This is a genomic window from Photobacterium sp. 2_MG-2023, from assembly GCF_030547675.1.
Classification (GTDB): domain Bacteria; phylum Pseudomonadota; class Gammaproteobacteria; order Enterobacterales; family Vibrionaceae; genus Photobacterium; species Photobacterium arenosum.
In genome coordinates, this window is record NZ_JAUOQQ010000013.1 from 20,564 (window position 1) to 40,847 (window position 20,284).

General features: G+C 48.6%; 20 protein-coding genes. 6 read left to right on the forward strand and 14 right to left on the reverse strand.

The features are described from left to right. Nucleotides 1-92 precede the first annotated feature (92 nt). Together Q4491_RS12020 and Q4491_RS12025 are read right to left on the reverse strand one after the other, a co-directional pair. Nucleotides 93-3,269 (reverse strand): efflux RND transporter permease subunit, encoded by a 3,177-nt coding sequence (locus Q4491_RS12020; protein ID WP_303457743.1) that lies wholly within the window; start codon nucleotides 3,267-3,269, stop codon nucleotides 93-95. 2 nt (nucleotides 3,270-3,271) lie between these two features. Next, nucleotides 3,272-4,393: an efflux RND transporter periplasmic adaptor subunit gene (locus tag Q4491_RS12025; RefSeq protein WP_303457745.1), complete on the reverse strand. Its 1,122-nt coding sequence runs from the start codon at nucleotides 4,391-4,393 to the stop codon at nucleotides 3,272-3,274. Between the two features lie 545 nt (nucleotides 4,394-4,938). Here Q4491_RS12025 and Q4491_RS12030 point away from each other — a divergent pair. The 4 genes from Q4491_RS12030 to Q4491_RS12045 all read left to right on the forward strand — a co-directional run bounded on the left by Q4491_RS12030 (nucleotide 4,939) and on the right by Q4491_RS12045 (nucleotide 8,405). Next, complete coding sequence (locus Q4491_RS12030) at nucleotides 4,939-5,619, forward strand: DUF4336 domain-containing protein (RefSeq protein ID WP_218385466.1); 681 nt, start codon at nucleotides 4,939-4,941, stop codon at nucleotides 5,617-5,619. 177 nt (nucleotides 5,620-5,796) lie between these two features. Beyond that, nucleotides 5,797-6,849, forward strand: a complete 1,053-nt coding sequence (locus Q4491_RS12035; protein ID WP_303457749.1) for a M14 family zinc carboxypeptidase — start codon at nucleotides 5,797-5,799, stop codon at nucleotides 6,847-6,849. Then, nucleotides 6,846-7,634, forward strand: a complete 789-nt coding sequence (locus tag Q4491_RS12040; RefSeq protein ID WP_303457751.1) for an alpha/beta fold hydrolase — start codon at nucleotides 6,846-6,848, stop codon at nucleotides 7,632-7,634. Before Q4491_RS12035 ends, Q4491_RS12040 begins: the two co-directional genes overlap by 4 nt. 216 nt (nucleotides 7,635-7,850) lie before the next feature. Next, a complete protein-coding gene (locus tag Q4491_RS12045; RefSeq protein WP_237795918.1) occupies nucleotides 7,851-8,405 on the forward strand; it encodes a hypothetical protein in 555 nt (184 codons plus the stop codon). A 67-nt stretch (nucleotides 8,406-8,472) separates the two neighbouring features. On the opposite strand, the gene Q4491_RS12050 is transcribed toward Q4491_RS12045, so the two are convergent. From Q4491_RS12050 to Q4491_RS12075, 6 genes are all read right to left on the reverse strand, one after another. Continuing rightward, the gene (locus tag Q4491_RS12050; RefSeq protein WP_303457755.1) at nucleotides 8,473-9,141 is read right to left on the reverse strand and encodes a CAP domain-containing protein; all 669 of its coding nucleotides are present in this window, start codon (nucleotides 9,139-9,141) and stop codon (nucleotides 8,473-8,475) included. Nucleotides 9,142-9,557: 416 nt separating this feature from the next. After that, the gene (modC, locus tag Q4491_RS12055; protein ID WP_303457757.1) at nucleotides 9,558-10,643 is read right to left on the reverse strand and encodes a molybdenum ABC transporter ATP-binding protein ModC; all 1,086 of its coding nucleotides are present in this window, start codon (nucleotides 10,641-10,643) and stop codon (nucleotides 9,558-9,560) included. After that, nucleotides 10,643-11,341 carry a molybdate ABC transporter permease subunit gene (modB, locus tag Q4491_RS12060; protein WP_192013872.1) on the reverse strand — a complete coding sequence of 233 codons (699 nt, stop codon included), beginning with the start codon at nucleotides 11,339-11,341 and terminating at the stop codon, nucleotides 10,643-10,645. Before modB ends, modC begins: the two co-directional genes overlap by 1 nt. Before the next feature lie 32 nt (nucleotides 11,342-11,373). Next, the gene (gene modA / locus Q4491_RS12065; protein WP_303457760.1) at nucleotides 11,374-12,135 is read right to left on the reverse strand and encodes a molybdate ABC transporter substrate-binding protein; all 762 of its coding nucleotides are present in this window, start codon (nucleotides 12,133-12,135) and stop codon (nucleotides 11,374-11,376) included. Between the two features lie 130 nt (nucleotides 12,136-12,265). Beyond that, complete coding sequence (locus Q4491_RS12070) at nucleotides 12,266-12,481, reverse strand: alternative ribosome-rescue factor A (protein ID WP_192013876.1); 216 nt, start codon at nucleotides 12,479-12,481, stop codon at nucleotides 12,266-12,268. 120 nt (nucleotides 12,482-12,601) lie between these two features. Beyond that, nucleotides 12,602-13,654 (reverse strand): serine hydrolase, encoded by a 1,053-nt coding sequence (locus Q4491_RS12075; RefSeq protein ID WP_237795923.1) that lies wholly within the window; start codon nucleotides 13,652-13,654, stop codon nucleotides 12,602-12,604. A 542-nt stretch (nucleotides 13,655-14,196) separates the two neighbouring features. On the opposite strand from Q4491_RS12075, the gene Q4491_RS12080 reads away from it, so the two are divergent. Together Q4491_RS12080 and Q4491_RS12085 are read left to right on the forward strand one after the other, a co-directional pair. Continuing rightward, nucleotides 14,197-14,865 carry a MaoC family dehydratase gene (locus tag Q4491_RS12080; protein WP_192013879.1) on the forward strand — a complete coding sequence of 223 codons (669 nt, stop codon included), beginning with the start codon at nucleotides 14,197-14,199 and terminating at the stop codon, nucleotides 14,863-14,865. Nucleotides 14,866-15,180: 315 nt separating this feature from the next. Then, the gene (locus Q4491_RS12085) at nucleotides 15,181-15,657 is read left to right on the forward strand and encodes a hypothetical protein (RefSeq protein ID WP_192013881.1); all 477 of its coding nucleotides are present in this window, start codon (nucleotides 15,181-15,183) and stop codon (nucleotides 15,655-15,657) included. Between the two features lie 46 nt (nucleotides 15,658-15,703). Here the strand turns inward: Q4491_RS12085 and Q4491_RS12090 are convergent, their stop codons facing one another. The 6 genes from Q4491_RS12090 to Q4491_RS12115 all read right to left on the reverse strand — a co-directional run bounded on the left by Q4491_RS12090 (nucleotide 15,704) and on the right by Q4491_RS12115 (nucleotide 20,284). Continuing rightward, complete coding sequence (locus Q4491_RS12090; RefSeq protein ID WP_303457768.1) at nucleotides 15,704-16,051, reverse strand: hypothetical protein; 348 nt, start codon at nucleotides 16,049-16,051, stop codon at nucleotides 15,704-15,706. A 169-nt stretch (nucleotides 16,052-16,220) separates the two neighbouring features. Beyond that, nucleotides 16,221-17,381, reverse strand: coding sequence for a lipopolysaccharide assembly protein LapB (locus Q4491_RS12095; protein WP_303457770.1), 1,161 nt, complete (start codon nucleotides 17,379-17,381; stop codon nucleotides 16,221-16,223). Next, a complete protein-coding gene (locus tag Q4491_RS12100; protein ID WP_218385476.1) occupies nucleotides 17,381-18,001 on the reverse strand; it encodes an energy transducer TonB in 621 nt (206 codons plus the stop codon). The genes Q4491_RS12095 and Q4491_RS12100 overlap by 1 nt, the downstream gene beginning before the upstream one ends. After that, entirely contained in the window at nucleotides 18,001-18,405 is a 405-nt protein-coding gene (locus tag Q4491_RS12105; RefSeq protein ID WP_027251132.1) for a biopolymer transporter ExbD, read from the reverse strand. The genes Q4491_RS12100 and Q4491_RS12105 overlap by 1 nt, the downstream gene beginning before the upstream one ends. Then, nucleotides 18,402-18,950, reverse strand: coding sequence for a MotA/TolQ/ExbB proton channel family protein (locus tag Q4491_RS12110; protein WP_192013889.1), 549 nt, complete (start codon nucleotides 18,948-18,950; stop codon nucleotides 18,402-18,404). The genes Q4491_RS12105 and Q4491_RS12110 overlap by 4 nt, the downstream gene beginning before the upstream one ends. Beyond that, nucleotides 18,950-20,284, reverse strand: coding sequence for a MotA/TolQ/ExbB proton channel family protein (locus tag Q4491_RS12115; protein ID WP_192013891.1), 1,335 nt, complete (start codon nucleotides 20,282-20,284; stop codon nucleotides 18,950-18,952). Before Q4491_RS12115 ends, Q4491_RS12110 begins: the two co-directional genes overlap by 1 nt.

The following is a 20,284-nucleotide window of genomic DNA, read 5'->3' on the forward strand; positions in this document are numbered from 1 at the left end:
CTCAAGAAAAACCTAGCCCAAGAAGAACCGCCACCTTGAAAAAGGTGGCGGTTCTTTTTATGGTTCAGATCGGTACAGAACAGTCCAGATCGTTAACTGACTTTTTCCAGCGATTTCACCTCTTCATCATCAAGCATTGCTTCATCGATCAGATGCGGTGAATGCGTGCTTTTTGCTTTCTGTTTCTTACGCTGCTGACGATGCACGCCCAGCGCCAGCATACAAGGGGTTATCACCAGCGTCAGAACCGTTGCAAAGGCCAGCCCACCCGCCACGGCTGTGGCAAGTTGTGCCCACATTTGCGTAGACGGGGCGCCAAATTCCACTTTGCGCTGTATCAGATCCACATTCACCATCAGTACCATTGGCATCAAGCCTAAAATGGTGGTGACTGTGGTCATCATTACAGGACGTAAGCGCTGGGCGCCGGTGCGAAGAATCGCCTCAATCGGCTCCATGCCCTGGTTTCTGAGCACGTTATAGGTATCAATCAGAACGATATTGTTATTCACGACTATCCCGGCCAGCGAGATGATACCAATCCCTGACATCACTATGCCAAACGGCTGATTGAACACCAGCATCCCAAGCAGTACACCGACCGTTGAGAACAGAACAGCTGTCAGGATCAGAAAAGCCTGATAGAAAGAATTAAACTGGGTGACCAGAATAATCGCCATCACAGCCATCGCAACCAGGAAGGCTTTACTCAGGAAAGCCGACGCTTTCTCCTGCTCTTCGTTTTCCCCTCGGAGCGTAATCTGGACCCTGGGATCCAGCCCCAGTTCGGGTAAACGCGCCATGACTTCAGGAATGACTTTACTCAGATTATAACCGGGCGCCATGTCAGCCGTTACCGACAGCGCCTGACGTCCATCCACTTTCTTGATGGTATCCAGCTTGTTGGCGGCTTCTAAAGTACTGAAGTTACTGAGCGGAATCTGCCCCTGCGCCGTTTTCAGCCGTAGCTCTTCAAGGCGGGTAATATGCCGGTACTGTTCCGGGAACCGCACACGGATATCCATTTCATCATCAACGTCATCAGCCCGGTATTCGCCGAGCGTTAACCCTGTTGTGACAAACTGGACATTATTTCCGACCAAAGTGGCATCTGCGCCAAACCGCGCGGCATCGGCCCGATCAACTTTTATCTGCCATTCGATACCCGGTTTAGGGCCGGTATCATCAATGTTGGTGAAGGCAGGGTTAGATTCCAGTTCCTTACGGACTTTCGCAACTGAGTCTTTCAGCAGTGCAGGAAAACGTGAACTGATTTGCAGGTTGACATCTTTATCGCCCGTCGGTGGCCCAGCCTGATCCTGCCGCACTTCAATTTCCAGCCCGGCAAGCCCGGCGGTGCGCTGCTTAATCTCTTCAATCGTTTCCGCCGCCGGACGTCTGTCTTGCCAGTCAATCAGGTTAACCCTAAGCATACCAATTCGGTCATCGCCTCCCGAGCGCGCATACAGGGTTTCTACCTCAGGCAAGTTCAATAACTGGCGTTCCACCTCTTGAATCAGATGATCTTTCTCTTCAATGGATAAATCGCCCTGCGACCGAACAACGATATTAAACCCTTCCGGCTCCACCTCAGGGAAAAATTCCGTCCCGTTACCGGCTTTGCCGTACAGCAGGATAACCGCCAGCGAAAACAACAACGCGCCGAATAACACCTTCCATGGCCGTTTGACCGCCGCTTTCAGTACCCGGACATAATTGCCGGTGAAACCTGGCAGGTGCTCAATATCTCCCTCTTCAGCTTCAATCAGTTGCTGACGTTTTTCAGCAGAGATGGGCCGCGGCTTACCAAACAAGCCACCTAATGTCGGCACAAAAATCAATGCCATCGCCAAAGAGGCAACTAAGGTCATGATCAGCGTCAATGGCAGGAATTTCATGAACTCGCCCATGATACCCGGCCAGAAGAGTAAAGGGCCAAAAGCTGCCAGCGTCGTTGCTGTGGAGGCAATAATCGGCCAGGCCATACGCTTTGAGGCTTTTTTGTAGGCTTCATAGCGCGGCGTGCCTTCACTCATTTCGCGGTCGGCGTATTCAGTGACCACAATGGCACCGTCTACCAGCATACCAACGGCCATGATCAGAGCAAATAGCACTACCATGTTGACCGTATAACCCAGCACGGCCAATGCCAGAATCCCGGTGAGAAACGAGCCTGGGATGGCAATTCCCACCAGCAATGCCGTACGCGCACCAAGAATAGCGATAATCACAATGACCACCAGCAAAATGGCAGACAGCACGTTATTTTGCAGGTCGTTCAACATGGTTTTGACATGTTTTGACTGATCACCGGTGTAATCCACCGCGATGGTTGGCGGCCAGAATTCGCGCTCTTTTTCAATCAGTGCTTTCACACCTTCGACCGTCTGGATGATATTTTCACCAGGCCGCTTTTTGACTTCCAGCGATACCGCAGGCTTACCATTCACGCGCGCATAAGACTCAGCATCCTGAAACGTCCTGCGGACAGTAGCGACATCACCAAAGGTAATCACTTGATCGCCAGACACCTTAACCGGCATTTCCATGACATCTTTAATATTGTCGAAGACAGAAGGCAGCTTGATCGGAAAACGCCCCTGCCCGCTGTCGAGTGTACCTGCAGCTACAAGCCGGTTATTACGGGATATCAGGTTATAAATATCTTGCTGATCCAGGTCGTAGCTTTCCATCAGCAGCGGATCAACCAGAATCTCAATCATGTCTTCCCGATCCCCACCGATATCCACTTCCAGCACTTCCCGCATGCTTTCCAGCTTATCTTTAAGATCACGAGCGATGGTAATCAGTGCTCTTTCTGGCGCAGTGCCCGACAACATAACTGTGATGGCCGGGTTTTCAGAGGCCATAGTGACTTCATTAACCGTCGGCTCGTCTGTGCCGTCCGGCAATTTCGCCTTTGCCAGACTCACTTTCTCGCGCACATCCGCTAAGGCACTGTTGGTATCGGCCCCGGCCACAAATTCCAGTAACACCGAACCATGCCCTTCACTGGCGGTTGATGTCATTTCTTTCACGCCATCTAAGCCGCGCAATTCCTTCTCCATGGGTCGCAGCAACAAGCGTTCAGCATCTTCCGGTGAAATACCGCTATGGGAAATCGAGACGTAAATAAAGGGAATGGTAATATCCGGTTCCGCTTCTTTAGGAATACTCTGGTAACTCATATACCCGGCAACCAAAAGAAGCAGCAGAATAAGGACAACGGTACGGGTACGATGCAATGCGGCATCTATCATCCCAAGCATTCTCAGTTCTCCATCCTGATAGCTTCAACGCGATCACCCGGCCGGACGAAACCCTGACCAACGGTGATCACATCCACCACGCCTGAAAATCCACCCAGCCAGGTACCGTCACCATCACTTTTCACGACACGCACCGGAGTAAAGACCACATGATCTTTCTCTACTGTTTTAACACCAAGATTCCCGGCCTCATCCAGAGCCAGTACGGCAGGCGTGACTTTAATGGCTTCCGTTTCTTCAATCGGTACCACCAGCTCAGCACTGGTCCCTGCCAGCAAGTGCAGCTCATCATTGTCGAAAGCGACCTCAATACGGAAAGTATTTGTGGTTTCATTTGCCACTTTCGAAAGGTAGCGAACCTTGCCTGTAGCAGCATGGTTTCCTATCAATCTTGCCTCCGCTTCCTGGCCCAAACGAATATGCTGAATATCCGTTTCGGTGACATCAGCCCGGACAATCAGCGGATTGATATCTGCAATATTGCCGACCGGATCGCCCACCTGAACATAATCGCCTACTTCTACCATCCGCTCATTCAAGATACCGCTCAATGGTGCCCGGATGGTGGTTTTTTCCAGCTTCAGCGTCAAGGTTGCTATGGTCGTTTGCGCATCAACAAGGTCAGCTTCGGTTTGAGCTAACAGAACACGCCCCTGAAAGCCTTTTTCATTCAGTCGCTTCGCACCGTCGTATTCAATCTGCCGCTGTTTGAGCACGGCTTTCGCCCGCTTTAACTGCTCCGGCCAGTCATCCTGAGCCAGACGGGCAATGATTTGTCCTTCCTTCACTAACGAGCCACGCTGCGCAATCACATCAACGACTCGTCCAGCCACTTCGGCTTTGATTGTCGCCTGCCGGCTGGGTTCTGTTTTACCGTATAAGGTCAGACTACGAAATACCGGCTCGGCAGCGAAGGTGGTGATTCTGACTTTAGGGACCGGCGCCTTATCCTGAGACTGAACAGGCACACTGTTTTCATTACCCGGCGCCTGCATTGCTGTGCTGTCTTCCTGAGACTGACCACCAGACAGCATCCAGCCAAGAATCAGAACGGTAATACCAATGGCATATATATAAGGCCTGGCCGCCAACCACCGTAACACGGTGTGTAGTCCTCTCATCATATTCTCCTTTTTTATGACGAAACGTCACTAAACGCTACCACTCAAGTCTAATGCAATTTTTCTGGATTCATTTTGTTATTGCCCCATAAAATGAAACTGCAACTGTGAGCTTTAACATTTAAAAGTAACGAATAAATCAAGCTGAATTCTACTTATGTGTCTGTGAGATAAAAAGCAGAGCTTACTTGTTTCAACTGTATTGTTCTGAATATGTTAACTCTGATGAAAAACGGGATTATTAACGTGTCTGTACTTTATGAATTAACCCATTTGCAATATACCTTATTCATAGTCGGTACACGTCTGTAGCAAGTCACATACCAAAAAATATTTATACTATAATTCAATAAGCTACAGAAAACCCAAACTCAGAGCATGGCGAGAACAACCAAAATCTGGCGAATTGTTTACTTTTTTATTCATGCTGTTATGCAATTCGCCACATCAGTTGGGGTTAATTTATCTGTTGTTAACTCTATATATAAGCAGACTTTTCTCTGATACACTCCGCCGAAAATACAGGTGGTGCTTTAAGGAATAAAGCGATGATCGAATGGAGTAAAGATCGAATCTGGTATCAGGATATGCCGTGGAAACGTTATGGCGTGCCTGTTGGCTGCCGCATGACAGTGATACGGCTCAAAAATGATAATCTTCTTGTCCATTCCCCGGTTCAGCTCACTACTGATATTCAGCTCCGGTTAGCAAAACTTGGCCGTGTCACAGCCATAGTGACGCCTAACCTGAATCATCATCTCTTTTTGTCCGAGTGGTGGCTCGCCTACTCTCAGGCGACCTTTTTTGCCCCTCCGGGGCTTCAGTTCAAGCGCACAGATCTGGTTTTTGATGATGCACTGGGTGCCGAAACGCCTGCGCTGTGGCGAGGACAATTATTGCAGACGCTGTTAAGAGGCAGCGATCATGTTGAAGAAGTGGTGTTTTGCGATCCCGAATCACAAACACTGATCCTTGGCGATGCCATGGCCTGGCTGCGAAACAGCCACAACCCGGCCACCGTGGCCTTAGCCTTAGCCAATGGCTGCTATTTTCATCCGGCAATGCCACTCTACTGGCGTCATAGCTTCCACAACAAAACCCGGTTACGCCAGTCTTTACAGGAAATGCTGACCTGGCCATTTGACAGAATCCTGTTTGCCCATGGGCAAGTGATACCCGAGAACGGCAAACATATCTTTTCTCAGGCTTTTCGCTGGGCACTGGCCTAGAAAAATAACGCGCTCAGTTGCAATAAAGCTGTCAGCTTTTCACTCCACTATGAACCATGATAAGTGTATACCTAAACTACTTGATGATGCAGGTAGGCGGCAAGTGAATGAATGTAGCCAACACCGCTGCAGCTTCAAGTAGGACAGGTATAGTGATGATGAAAACAGGGATTCAATGTGACTATTACCGAGCGTTTGCCTGAACTGATACAACTTGAAGCACTGATTGAAAGCGAAGCGAAAATCAAGAACCGGATTAGCCTGCAAGCCAGTGAGTTAATCCGGTTACCTTTCCATGAGCAGCATCTCCCCATTTATGAGTGCCGTTTAGGCAATCCCGCCCCCGGCCTGCCCTGCCTGTTTCTGGTTGGCGGAGTGCATGGCCTTGAGCGCATTGGGACTCAGGTTTTGCTCTCTCTGCTGACCAGCCTGTGTCAGCGTCTGGCTTGGGATAATAACCTGCAACGCACGCTTGAGAACATGCAGATAGTGGCGATTCCGCTGCTTAATCCGGTGGGTATGGCCATGCAGCGCCGCTCGAACGCCAGACATGTTGATCTGATGCGCAATGCCCCTGTCGAAAGCCAGGAGCGTACAGCATGGCTGGTCGGTGGCCACAGAATCAGCCCTTGTCTGCCGTGGTACCGCGGTCCGGCAGGGCGTCCAATGGAAGCGGAAGCACAGCTGCTGGTTGATCAGGTGCTAAAGCAGACCCGGCAAAGCCCGTTTACCATGGCGCTGGATTGCCATTCTGGCTTCGGGCTCAGAGACAGAATCTGGTTCCCTTATGCCAAAAGTACCCGGCAGCCAGTCTCACGACTCGGCAGTCTGTTTCGGGTGCGGGAAATGTTTTTTCAGGCTTACCCTCATCAAAACTATGTGTTCGAGCCACAGACAAAACACTACACCTGCCACGGCGACTTGTGGGACTTTTTGTATGATGAAGCTGAAGCTCAGGGAAATCCGCTGCTACCGCTCACGCTGGAAATGGGCTCCTGGCTTTGGGTGAGAAAAAACCCGTTGCAACTCTGGCATCCACTGGGGTTATTCCATCCCATTAAAAAGCACAGAGTACAACGGACACTCCGCAAGCATCTCGTTCTGTTAGACTTTCTGATAAATGCAACCGAAGCTTATACCAACTGGTTCAGTCACAACGAAGAGATGGCCGACTGGCACCAGGCAATGTTGCTCTGGTATTCATCAAACCATCAGGATAACTGCTCATGACTCACTGCCAACGACCTATTATCCTTTTGAGGGGATTACTTCGCGAGCAAAGGCACTGGGGCAATTTCACCCAACAGCTAAGGTCGCATTTTCCTTTCCGAAAGGTGATCGCTTTGGATCTCGCCGGTAACGGTCAACGGTTTCTGGAGACATCACCCTCCACCGTCAGTGCCATGGTTGATGACCTCCATCAGCAGTTACATTTTTTGCATGCCCGCGAACTCGACACGGAAAATAAAATAGAAGCAGGTACCTATGATCTGCTGGCGATTTCTATGGGAGGGATGATTGCGCTTGAGTGGGCAAGATTGTACCCGGAGGAAGTGAAGTCGCTGGTACTGCTCAATACCAGTGATGGCAAACAATCCCCCTTTTATAAACGATTACGGTGGCGGCAGTATCCCAATATCATCAGGTTGTTGATGAGCAAACCCAAAGAGCAGGAAAAATTCATTCTTCATATGACCTCAAACATGTACCCCGGAGATCCTGACATACTGAAAACATGGATTCGATGGCGCAAAGAATGTCCTATCCAAAGGAGTAATCTGCTTCGGCAACTGAACGCCGCAATGACTTTCAGATATAAAGATGTTCCGGATAAACCCGTATTACTGCTTGCTTCGCAACATGACGAGCTAGTCGATGTTTCTTGCAGCCAAACGCTTGCCCACTACTGGCAGTGCCCTATACACATTCACCCCAGTGCCGGCCATGACTTACCACTTGATGACCCCGACTGGGTGTGCCGTTACTCACTGGCATTCTGGCAGAATGCAAAATGAAACCAGATTGCATAAAGCCAGCTTGATTGCGAAGTTTACTCAGCAGCCAGTTTGTTCAGCTCATTGTAAAGCCACACACTTCTGGGTTGTAACAAGAAGAAGTCCGTGACGTCTCAGTGTTGATACGTCATAAAAGAAGCGTTACCGATATTCTCAAAGATGACATTGCATACGTTGAGATTTATGCAGGTGCATAATCATCGTAGGAGAATTTTCATGTCTTACAATCGCAGTATTTTCATCACATCTGTTACCGCTCTGAGCCTGCTATTACTGCAGGGCTGCAGTTCCGGTGACGACGAAACCAGCACACAAGCCCCCACCGCCTCGCCCATCGATAAAACGATGAACATCTATTTACCGGCAAGAACGGATAAAAAACCCAACACTAAAAATCCGGTTTTCCAGTTCACCAATGTGGCCTATTTCCGCGAAAATTTAGAGTATGACAACCCGGCTCAGTTTACGATTTTTGATGATGGCACTTGGGAATATTATGCCGAGCGTATTATCAACAACAAAGTGACAGGCGGCGAAGACAATTCTGGTGGCGCATGGATCCAGACTTTTTATGTGAAATACTACAGTGACTGGGATCAGTATAAAAAAACCTGTGCCGGTTCTATTCTTCATTCCAACAACTATGATTTAGCCACAGCCAAATACAATGTTGAGCTAAGAAATTATAAACAAAGCGGCTTGGATAATGTGCTAAAACAAAAACTTCCTCAGATTCGCTGTATTGATGCTTATCAGCAATGGCATCAATAACATCCTCTGATAGCGCTAAACTTTGCCCGGTAACCCACCAGGCAAAGTTTGGCTTAATCTCTGACGTTTACTTAGGCGAGGCAAACACCTGGGTCCAGTAAATGCCGTAGGTACTGCCTGAGTTGGTATCAGAAGCTGCGCCCATCTGCGTGAAACTGCCGTTCATGATATTTCTGCAATGCCCAGGACTTTCTAACCAGCCTTGCATCACAGCAGATACCGTCTTCTGGCCTGCCGCAATATTCTCACCTACGGTTTTCCAGCTGTAACCCTGTGCTGTTACACGCGAACTTGGCGACGAGCCATCCAACCCGGTATGACTGAAATAGTCATAATTGGCCATATCGCTCGAGTGCAGGAATGCCGTTTGTTCTAAAGTGGAATCCCATGTCAGAGGAGCAACTGCCGGCATCCAGGTTCCGCCACAGTCCTGGCCCTGTGCCCGTGCAGCATTCACCGCTGCCAGCATTTCATCAGCCATAGATTGATTTGAGCTGCCAGAGCCGGTTTGATCTGAGCCGCCTGTATTTGAGCCAGTGCCGGTTCCGTCGGAGCCAGAGCCTGTGCTTCCGCCTGTCGTTTGATCACCACCGCCGGTCGTTGGTCGCTCAGAAGAGCCACCATTCGATACTGAAGAGCCGTTATGAGAAGTAGAGCTGTCACCTGAACCGCCGTCTGAACCGCCACACCCGACAAGGGCAAACATAGATAAAATCAATACTGTAAGAATTCGCATGGGTACATCCACTTAATAATAATAAGATCCTGATTTATAACGCAGAGGCCAGAACAATCAGTAGCCAGGGATAAGTCTCTGCAATGTGCAACCTTTACAGCTGCAAAGATAAAATCAGCCAACAACGGGAGAGGAATATACTGACTGCAAACATCTGCTAGCAATAGCTGACGTTTAAAAAATGCGCATCCTGACAATCATTTGACACAAAAATTTGCCAGTTTTTGAGCACAAGGCAGAACTTAATCTCAACGAAACAAGCAGATAAACCACCCGTACATTGTTCAAAATTCACACAGAAGGGTTAGGTTGTTTTTTGTTCGATCTTAACAAAAATCACACACAGTGACATTGATGCAAGCAAGATATCAACAAGGAGAATGAGAAGAAGGTTAGGACACCAAGGATCTGGCCACTCAGGCCAAATCCTGCTGGCTGAGGCTTACGCCTTTGATTTGCGCATACAGGTTATCGCCGACATGGAGGTGCAGCTCATCTGCCGCCCAGGGCGTGATATTGGCCGTCAGGATTGACGTGCCAACAGCTAAACGGAGTACCACGATATCAGAGTGATATTTATGCTGCTCTATGCCTTCAACGGTTGCAGGCAACACATTACGTATGCTGGTCTGCGCGGGTCTGATTCGGGTAACGGAAATGTCATTCGCGTGAATTCTCACCCTGACCATTTCCCCGACTGGCCGGCGCACTCTGCTGACCCACAACGGCAGATCTGGCCCGATACAAAGCTGGGTCAACGGATAGGAAGGATGGTGTTCAGTTACTTTTAGCTGCAACACTGAGCTTTGTTCTCTGGCGCTGAGCCAGGGACGCATCACAGAGGAGGCCCACACATCTGTCAGTGCGCCATTTCCAATCACTTTCCCCTGATCCAGCACCACCATGTGATCTGCCAGGCGAAGTATCTCATCCAGGCTGTGACTGACATAAAGCACAGGAATACTGACACTTTTAGCTAACGATTCCAGATAAGGCATCAGCTCTTGCTTGCGCGGTAAATCCAGCGAGGCTAAGGGCTCATCCATCAACAACATATCGGGTTTACTCAGTAACGCGCGGCCAATGGCAACACGCTGCTTCTCTCCGCCAGATAAACTGGCAGGATAACGACCTAATAAATGCGATATATCCAGAAGTTGAACGACTTCACTGAACGGTTCCGGGTCTGGTTTGCTGTGGTTTCCGTAAAGCAGATTACCTCTCACCTTATAATGCGGAAACAATCTGGCATCCTGAAAAACATACCCAATACGGCGCTTTTCTGGTGGTAAATCAATGCCCTGCCAAGTATCACAAAGCACATGCTTGCCAAATGCGATGTGGCCTTCATCCGGCTTACTTAACCCGCTGACGATATTAATAAAAGAGGTTTTTCCTGAACCAGAACGGCCAAAAATGGCAATGATACCCGATTCGGGTAAGCGCAAGTCGACATCCAGTCGCATTTGTCCAAGTTGCTTGACAAAGTTCAACTCTAACATCAGTTACCCAGCCTGTTTCGCGCTATACGAGCCAGCCACTCTGCGATTACCAGAGACAGCAAAGCAATAATAATGGCAATCACGCACAAGCGGGCAGCTTCCACTTCGGCCCCCGGTGTCTCTATGAATGAAAACATAGCCAGAGGGATAGTTTGCGTTTCGCCCGGTATATTCGAGACAAAGGTGATGGTTGCGCCGAATTCGCCCAACGCCCGGGCGAAGGCAAGTACGGTACCGGTAAGTATACCGGGTAACATAAGCGGTAATGTGATGGTAAAAAAGACTTTAACCGGACTGGCCCCGAGCGTGCGGGCCGCCTGCTCCAGTTTAGGATCAACATTTTCCAGCGCAAGCCGTATTGCTCTTACCATTAACGGAAAAGCCACCACAGCGACAGCCAGAACAGCACCACGCCAGCTAAACCCAAACGTGATGCCAAACCAATCGTACAGATAAGCGCCAATCATACCCTGGCGCCCCATCATGACTAACAGCAAGTAGCCGACCACGACAGGAGGAAGAACCAGCGGCAAATGTACCAGGCCATCTAACAGGGATTTCCCCCAAAACTGCCCTCTTGCCAGCAACCAGGCGCAGCCAATTCCTGCCGGCAGACTGACAATCACAGCAGTGAATGCGACTTTCAAACTCAGCTGCAGTGCGGTGACTTCGTAGTCGGTTAAGGTAAAGGTATCCATGGGAAAATTCAGAATGACACACTTCCCGTTGGTTAATTGACTGAAAAGCCGTAGCGTTCGAACACTTCGGTTGCATCAAACGACTGCAGGTAATCATAAAATCCCTGTGCCGCTTTCGATGGGGCCTGCCGGGTTAGCGCAACCGGATAGGTGATGGGCTGATGGCTTTGCTCAGGGAACTGGGCAACAATTTTGACGTCTTGTGCTACCTGAGCATCTGTCTGGTAAACAATACCAAACTTCGCTTCCTGTCTTTCCACCAACAAAAGCGCAGCACGAACATTGTTTGCTCTCGCCAGCAAAGGTTCTGCCTGTTGCCAGAGCCCCAGAGATTCCAGGGCTTCTTTGGCATAAATGCCTGCCGGTACATGATTCGGATCGCCAACAACCAGTCGGCTGCCATTTAATGTCTTCGTGATGTCCCACGAGGCATTTAGCGGTACTGAATTCACCGATTCAGATTTATGCGTAACCAAGACTAATCGATTATGTAGTAAATCTTTGCGTGATTCGCTATTGATCACTTTCTGCTCTGCCGCATAATCCATCCATTTTGTATTTGCTGATAAATACAAATCTGCTGGTGCACCTTGAGCTAACTGGCGGGCAAGCGTTGACGACGAGGCAAACGAGAGTACAACCTCATTGCCACTGGCATGCTCATAACTTTCCGCCAATTCATTCAACGCATTGGTGAGCGAAGACGCAGCAAAAACCAGCACTTTTTCCTGTGCAGTAGCCTGAGGCAGGTTAAACAGACACAGAGAAAATAACACGAACCAAAGCTTTTTCATTACCAGACTCCATTCCAATCAATGAGTCAGAGATAGTAAATTGCAAGACTATACCTGACAATTATTTTCTGACCTTTAAGTCAGAAAATAAAAATTACCAAAAAAAGAGCCCTGGGCAATCATGCTTACATTAAGCAGCGATTGGCCAGGACTCTCGCCCGCCGTGTTTTGCTTTGCGCTGAAAACTGCCTTTGCCTTTTCGGGCTTTTTCAACTCTGCTGCGGAAAACTTTACTGGTGACGACGGCTTTAAGGGCATTGTCCATGATTGTTCCGCGACCATGATCAGTTTCAAAACCAGTATTTGTGGCCTGCTCTGTGTGCTGGCAGCACTTTTTCTTTGCCATTATATGCTCCTTGGTTAATCAGTAATTACCGGCAAATTTCAAGCGAAGTGTACGCCTGACAGTTAAAAATACAAGAGATTGCCAAGATAAATTTTAGTCATCAGATTTCAAAAAAGCGCTTTAATTTCCTGACGTTGCTACTTCACCGCCAGAAACACCGGGGTCAATATACTGTTTATACAAATCCAGGAATTCTAATACGACTTCTCTTGCCACGTCTGTTTCGCAATTGGTCAAAAAAACCATACCTGTCTGAGTGATCGGGTTAAAAACCATTTCTGTTCTTATCCCTTTGACCCAGCCACCGTGATGAACAAAGCCGGTAATCCCCTGATAGTCAAATGTTCGCCACCCTAAACCGTAATACACATTACTCAGCTTCGCCCGGTACCGATACTGATTAGCCCTTATCAATGGCTTATGTAACAAAGTGAGGTTGTCTTCACTGAGGACTTCAGGATATTGGCCAAACTGAGCCAGCATCCACTGCGCAAGATCCTGTGCGCTGGCATTGACACCAGCCGCCGCTGGTACGCCATAATAGTAAGGAGCAGGTTTAACTGCCGCATAGCCTGACTTGGTTCTGACATGCGGGACAACCCTGTCATCGGCATTCAGAAAGCGCTCCAGGCCAAAGGTTGCACTGTGCATATGAAGCGGAATAAAAATATGCTCTGTCACAAACTGGCTGTATTCCATGCCAGATGCCAGTGAAATCATGTCAGCACTCAGGTTATAAACAATGTTCTGGTAGCCGTAACATTCACCGGGATCGCAAACAAACTTTACCCGGTTTAATATCGAAAGAATCCGCTGATAACTCACATCATTTTCAAGCAGATCAGAGTACGCCTGAGGCACCAGACCTGTGGTATGCGACAAGACATTTCGCAACGTGACGACTTTACCTAAATCCGGATCGCTGAATTTAACATCTTCAAGATACGGGATAACATGTGTATCCCATTCAATCAAACCACGGTCAACCAGCAGCGCCGTTGCGGCTGAAGCAAAAGTTTTAGAAATGGATGCCAGAGGAAACACAGTGGCAGAATCTATTTTTTTAGCGCCCCCCACCTTCGTGACACCGTAACCACGTAATAAGCGGATCTCACCATTGACGAGTACAGCCAGTGACGCGCCAGGGATTGAGCTTGTCACGGCTTGATTCACAAATTTATCCAGCGCAAAAACAATTTCATCACCAGGGGCTGCACATGCACCCCGAATGCCTAAGATGAAAATACAGCACCACAACCAGGTTCGACAGCACACAACCCCACCTGACACCCTCTCCCCTGCACAAGCAGGTAATAGGGTAGGTATAATCTAAGAAGTTAAAAACAGGTATCAATCGCACACTATTCACTTCTTTTTCCTGCGACAATCTATAATCACAGGTATGACGAAAGGGCTGTTACCATCAGCCAGATTAACTGTCACTGAGCAATCGACACCAGAAGCTGTAGCCATGAAGTTAGCTGTACTCAAGACGTATCTTCACATCGCAACAAGGTGACCAATATCACACTTTGATGGTAAAGTATGATTTGACGCACACTTTACAGTGACGGCATCAATTTGATTTATAATAATGAGCACTCATCCGATGAGTTATTTGAGATCAAGGGCACATTTTAATCCTGCTGCTGCTAAGCCAGGATTCAATATGCCGCCTCAATCATACTAAGAAAAAACGATAAAGGTTGGTAAGCATGAAAGTGGTCGATTTTCTCAAACAGAAAAGTGAAATCTTGGCCAAGCACCCATTTGAGCTGAAAGACTGGCTGTCGCCGTCAATTCGTGACTATTGGATTGAATTCCTGAACAAGGCACATGTCACAGGTTGGGCTAAAGCTGAGAATATTGCCTCAAATGGCGAATCTGTACAGAAAACGGCAGCTATCGAGATCCATCCTGAAGCCGCCAAACTAATGGAAGAACTGCTCGCATCGCTGGGTGAAGAGATTCACGTGGGTAACTGGCTGATTGTCGATCAGGATCGTATTAACCGATTTGCCGATGTCACGGATGATCATCAGTGGATCCACACGGATCCGGAACGCGCTGAGCTTGAGTCACCTTTTAAAACAACAATTGCGCACGGATTTCTTACGCTGTCGCTGCTCTCTGTGCTGACAGATAGCGTCGATCCCAACAACCAGAAATTTCCTACCGCAAAAATGACCGTTAACTACGGTTTAAATCAGGTACGTTTCCCCTACCCGGTTAAAGAAGGTAGCCGGGTGCGAGCCCGTACAAAAATCCAGTCTGTCACGCCTGTAAAACGTGGATTGGAAATTGTGCAGGAAATTTCCGTAGAAATCGAAGGATGCCGCCGCCCTGGCTGCGTAGCAGAATCAGTCGTTCGGCTGTATTTCTGATCGATATCTCATGCCTTAACGCTCAAACTTTCACTCAGTTTGAGCGGTAAGGCACAAGACCGCCGTTTTTCCTTTCAGAAGCCAACGCCAGACAGTGACAAGGCCGCAATGCGGACAGTACCCCCTGCTTACATTGACACATGCCTATTTCGTATATTCCCTTAATATCAGGGGCTTTTTGTTGTCCAAGATCCCAACCTTAAACTCTATCAGTTTAATTCACGTGCTATTTCCAGTTTGATGTTCGTCAGTTTGTTTGGCTATTCACGTATGAATGGCATCCCATATTGGGACTGATTTTTAGGGAGAGTCACTATGATTAAATCCAACCCGTTTACTGACACTGACAGGGATCGCGCTGCTATCTGGGATATGCTTGTCACGCGTGACATCAAAGCTTACTGCGAGGCAGACTGGTCACAAGTGGCCGAAGACTTCATTGAAGATGAGTTTTATGCCATCAATGCCAACAAGTCAGATAACCCGGCAGCGTGGACTTTCGCTTTTTCCTCTCTGGCAGACTACCAGGAAGAGTGGCTGCGTCAGGCAATGCTCGCGCAGGAAACTGTGTACAGCGAACCGTTAGAGCTGGCGGTTCATGCTGCAACCAGCTTGAATGAAATTACCATAGAGAATGGACGAGCGATTGCCCGTAAACAATTTTGCGGCAGTATCCAGCGTGCTGATGGCGGTGCTGATGAACTGCTATGGCAGTCACTCTACTACCTTAAACGCACAAATACAGGCTGGAAAATCTGTGGCTTTACCGGTTACCTGCCGTATTCCGCATAATTTATCCCCCAGCGCTTTAGCTGCCCGCTGCGAAGCGGGTAGCTTCTCAGTTAAATACCGATAATAAAATGCAGGCAAATAAAGGAAATAGTCCCGATAAAAAGAAGGTAAAGCCAAAATGGTAGTTTGCTTTAATGTCTCTTTGCTTACCTGCTTCTATCTCATGATCCGACAACATTGATGCCGCTTTGATAGCAGCTCGATCATCATCAAATGATTGGCTCTCTTTGCCACCATTCCAGACAATGCCAGCCAGTGCCCATTGAAGTGCAAACATATAAAACAGAACATCACCACTAACACTGAATGGCTGCTCGAAAAATTTATGGCCAACCCATACCGCACCAGCTGCCAGTAAATTACTCAGCAATACGTATTTCAGAAAATTCAGCATCTTCTCATTAAATTATGCGACATAAAAAACGGTTTATTTCGTGCGAGCCCACTTTAATGACTTTGTATTAATATGCAAGTACACACATTTGAGTTGGACTGAATTTCAGATGCTCAGCAACAAAAAACGACGCAATGCGCCGTTTCATCTCTGCGGTCATTGCTTGAACTTAACTTTCCATATCACGCAATTGATTCAGATACTTAATCCAGCTTTGTGAAGCCTTTGACGATTGTAAATCATCTGCTTTCTTCGCATGCACAATCGCCTGTTCAAGGTTTTGTAATTTGTAATAGGCGCGCACTTTAGCCAGCTCAATATCCGCTTGCTTACCTTTGATCTGTAATTTATCCAGTTCATTGAGCGCAAGTTGATAGTGGCCTTCCTGTAATAAAAGCGTCGAAAGCTGCCAGCGATACTGCGCATCTAACTCAACGACTTTTCGCCACGTTTCTATCGCCTGCTCCCACTCTTTCGCCATTTGCCAGTAGGTTGCCTGAGAAATCAATAAATCAAGATTACTGTCACTGTTATCCAGTGATGCAAAAATGCGAGCAGCTTTCTCAGGAATCCCCTCCTGGGCGTAAAGCTGGCCCAGAGTTTTCAGATCCTGCTGAGATAAGGCGACTCCCTGGCGCTTTGCCAACGCTAACGTTTCAATCGCCTGTTTTCTTCTCTCCAACCGCATTTCAATGCCCGCCAGTTGTCGCCACCACACGACTTTTTGCGGCTCCAGTGTAATAAGGCTATTTAAGGTTGGGAGCGCTGACTTATACTGCTGGAGCTGTAACTGAGCACCCAACTTTAGTGATAAGGGTTGCACTTCTTTTTGTTTATGAACACGCTCATACTGCTGAATAGCTGACAGCACCGAACGCCATTCTTCAAGCTGATAATTGGCCTGGGCGATTCTCAGCCAGAGCTCATCGGCTTTTTCAGTTGCGGGAATCGACTTACTGAGTTGATAGTAATAGTTGAGTGCTTTTTGATATTGCGCCTGGGATAACAATATATCGGCCAGCATACGTTGTGTGGATCTCAGATACTCGTCATCAAGCTGCCCGCTTTCAATGGCCTGAGCCAACCGCTGAATAGATAAAGCCGGCTTGCCGTCCTGCCAGTAATACACACCCAGCATACGGTTAACAAACGCTTTATCATAGGCACGGGAAATATCCATCTCCCTGAGCAAGACAATGGCTGCACTGACCTTGTCTTCCAATTGAAGCTTCTGTGCCTGCTGCACTTTGCCGGCGGTATACTGAGACAGTTGTGCCGACAGCGCGACAGGCGCAAACAAGATCGCCACTATAAAAGCTAATGTTTTCATCACTTACTCAGATTAAATTCCACTTTTACTTGCTGACCATGCTGGGATAGCGCTTTACCACCTTCAATCTTTGGTTGGTATTTCCAATTCTTTAAAGCACGTATCGCTTCACGGTCAAATACACGATTAGGCTGCGCGTCAACAATCTTGATATCTGTTGGCCTGCCTTGCGGGTCAATCGTAAACGACAGCACCACATACCCTTCAATGCTTCTTTTTAAAGCCCGGGCAGGATATTTGGGCTCAACGCGATAGAGCGGCATGGCCTGCTGATCCCGTCCCACATCTGAAACGGCCGGCAAGCTGATTGCCAGGCCTTTCACGGAAGCATCCATAGCAATTGATGGCATAGTAGGTGAAACCAAAGGCGTCACGGCGCTTGCCTGGGCACTTTTCGGTATGGCCTGCGGTGGCGGCTCAGGTGTTTCCGGTTTCTCAGGTACTGTGCGTTGCCGACGCTGCGCTTCACGCTCCTGCTCAACCATCACCATGTTAAACGCCAGCGATTCTTTTGCTTCCGGCAACTGACGGTTACCGTCATCAACCATCCAGGCCATAAAAGTAAACAAGCCACCCGTAATCAGCAGTGCTAACGGAGCAGCTACTATGAGCCTGAACATCAGCGCTTCTCCGCCGCCAAGGCAATATTTTTGACTCCGGCGCCTTTGGCTGCATCCATGACTTTTACCACAGTACCACTGTAGGCGTGCTCATCAGCCTGAATAACCAGAGAGGCATCAGGCTGATCGAGCAGCAAGGTTTCCAGTGTTGCCTGTACGCGTTCAACATCCACAACACGCTTATCGATATACACATCGTTTGCCGAAGTAATCGCCACAAAGATGCCTGCATCTTTCTGACTGACCACATTGCTGGCTTGGGGACGATTCACTTCAACGCCGGACTCACGAACAAAAGAGCTGGTCACGATGAAAAAAATCAACATGATAAACACGATATCCAGCATAGAAGTCAGATCAATCTGGGCTTCTTCCCGAGCGACGGATGGGCGACTTAACCTCATCGTTGACTCCTCATCAATTTTTCTAGTTTTTGCTCTCGCATCTTGCACGCTTTTGCAAGACGGGCATGAATAAACATGCCTGCCAGTGCGGCAACCATACCCGCCATTGTTGGCAATGTAGCGAGCGAGATACCCGAAGCCATCAGTTTTGGCTGGCTGCTGCCCTGGTTGGCCATGACATCAAATACTGAGATCATTCCGGTCACTGTTCCCAGCAGTCCCAGCATCGGACAAATAGCCACCAGGACTTTAATCACATTCAGATTCTGAGATAAGGCAAGATGCGCTTCACTGAGCCAGCCGGATCGTATGGCATGAGCATACCAGGAGGTTTGATCTTCTCTGGCGTACCACATTGCCAGCCACCGCTGCTTTTGCTTGGGATAAGTGAACACCAGATACAGCAGACGCTCAGCGACCAGCAACCAGGAGAACAACACCACAACGGCAAGCCACCACAGTATTTGTCCTCCCTGTTGCATGAACTGCTGCAGGGAGATCCACCAGGTTTCGGCAAATTCGCTACTGAACAGTGTCACATCCATTACGCAGTGCTTCCTGTTTTCTCAGCTTCTGCTGCGACAAGACTGATCCCCTGCTTCTCAAGAATGCTTCGGATCGCATCTGCCTGCGCACTCAGCAGATTATGTGCAAGCAGTAAAGGCATTGCTGATACCAGGCCCAATACGGTTGTCACCAGTGCCATGGATATCCCTCCCGCCATCACTTTAGGATCGCCATTACCAAACTGAGTAATCACCTGGAAGGTTTCAATCATACCGGTGACTGTTCCCAGCAGGCCCAGCATAGGTGCCAGCGCCGCGAGAAGTTTCAGCATGGATAAACCACGTTCCAGCCCCTGCTGTTCATCGACAATGGTTTCCAGTAATCGCAATTCCAAGGCTTCAACAGAGCGTTTTTGATCGGTGTCGTAAACACTCAGAACACGACCAAGCGGATTGTTGCCCGGGTTTTCTGGTTTCTTCAGCTGGGCATTAATTTGCTGGCGGATCCAGATCAACTTGCAGCCACGGTACAGAGCGATGATGATGCCGATCGCCAACAGTCCAAGAATAATTTTACCCACCACCCCGCCCTGGGAGAGGCGTTCTGTCAGGGAGGGGGCATGCGCCAACTGCTCCAGCATTTTGCCGCGAGACGGGTCAACAACAGCCATTTGCAAACCTGCTTGCTGTAACGACGCTATCTGACTGGCTACCGGGCCATTTTCTGGCTGCTTCAAATACGGTGTCGCCACTTGGCGAATGCCATTCCAGGCCAGATAACCCTGTTCACCAATCAAACCAATGCTGCCAAGACGGTAAGCATCCACAGTGGATTGATACCCTTCTCCATTGATATAAGAGACAGAGACTTTGCGCATTTCCGAGCTGGCCAAGATTTGCTCGTTCATTCCCTGCCACAGCCCGTTCAGCTGCTTAAGCGAAGGCAGTGCCTTAGCATCAACGATATCGTTTACAACAGCGGTATACTGATGACGATCAGCGCTGGTGACTGACGTTTCCAGCTCCGCTTGCAAATCTTTGGCCGTCTGGCGCACCACGCCAAACAATTCGCCCAAACTGCCAGACTCAAGCCTTAACTCTTCTTCCAGTTGAGCCAGCGATTTTTCATTTGTACTAAAAGTGCTGCTCAGGTTATCAATCTCTGTATTCAGCGATTCACGCGTTGCCAACAGCGCATCTTTTTGTGCACGTATTTCTGCTTCTGTTTGCTTAAACCCAGCTTCGCGGGTTTGATTGTGGGCTTGCTCGGATTTTTGTTCCTGCCGGGTCTTTTCCACCAGGCCATCAACAGCCAGTACGGAAGTCGACACTGAAAACAGGGTAAGCGCGAGTGCTAACGTTTTAAGTTTCAT

Coding starts and splice junctions, on each gene's coding strand:
- modB (WP_192013872.1), bottom strand. CDS start 11,341: ATGGATACCTTTACCTTAACCGACTACGAAGTCACCGCACTGCAGCTG.
- Q4491_RS12095 (WP_303457770.1), bottom strand. CDS start 17,381: ATGAAAACATTAGCTTTTATAGTGGCGATCTTGTTTGCGCCTGTCGCG.
- Q4491_RS12115 (WP_192013891.1), bottom strand. CDS start 20,284: ATGAAACTTAAAACGTTAGCACTCGCGCTTACCCTGTTTTCAGTGTCG.
- Q4491_RS12070 (WP_192013876.1), bottom strand. CDS start 12,481: ATGGCAAAGAAAAAGTGCTGCCAGCACACAGAGCAGGCCACAAATACT.
- modC (WP_303457757.1), bottom strand. CDS start 10,643: ATGTTAGAGTTGAACTTTGTCAAGCAACTTGGACAAATGCGACTGGAT.
- Q4491_RS12045 (WP_237795918.1), top strand. CDS start 7,851: ATGTCTTACAATCGCAGTATTTTCATCACATCTGTTACCGCTCTGAGC.
- Q4491_RS12090 (WP_303457768.1), bottom strand. CDS start 16,051: ATGCTGAATTTTCTGAAATACGTATTGCTGAGTAATTTACTGGCAGCT.
- Q4491_RS12110 (WP_192013889.1), bottom strand. CDS start 18,950: ATGGATGTGACACTGTTCAGTAGCGAATTTGCCGAAACCTGGTGGATC.
- Q4491_RS12020 (WP_303457743.1), bottom strand. CDS start 3,269: ATGCTTGGGATGATAGATGCCGCATTGCATCGTACCCGTACCGTTGTC.
- Q4491_RS12085 (WP_192013881.1), top strand. CDS start 15,181: ATGATTAAATCCAACCCGTTTACTGACACTGACAGGGATCGCGCTGCT.
- Q4491_RS12080 (WP_192013879.1), top strand. CDS start 14,197: ATGAAAGTGGTCGATTTTCTCAAACAGAAAAGTGAAATCTTGGCCAAG.
- modA (WP_303457760.1), bottom strand. CDS start 12,135: ATGAAAAAGCTTTGGTTCGTGTTATTTTCTCTGTGTCTGTTTAACCTG.
- Q4491_RS12030 (WP_218385466.1), top strand. CDS start 4,939: ATGATCGAATGGAGTAAAGATCGAATCTGGTATCAGGATATGCCGTGG.
- Q4491_RS12105 (WP_027251132.1), bottom strand. CDS start 18,405: ATGAGGTTAAGTCGCCCATCCGTCGCTCGGGAAGAAGCCCAGATTGAT.
- Q4491_RS12050 (WP_303457755.1), bottom strand. CDS start 9,141: ATGCGAATTCTTACAGTATTGATTTTATCTATGTTTGCCCTTGTCGGG.
- Q4491_RS12100 (WP_218385476.1), bottom strand. CDS start 18,001: ATGTTCAGGCTCATAGTAGCTGCTCCGTTAGCACTGCTGATTACGGGT.
- Q4491_RS12025 (WP_303457745.1), bottom strand. CDS start 4,393: ATGATGAGAGGACTACACACCGTGTTACGGTGGTTGGCGGCCAGGCCT.
- Q4491_RS12040 (WP_303457751.1), top strand. CDS start 6,846: ATGACTCACTGCCAACGACCTATTATCCTTTTGAGGGGATTACTTCGC.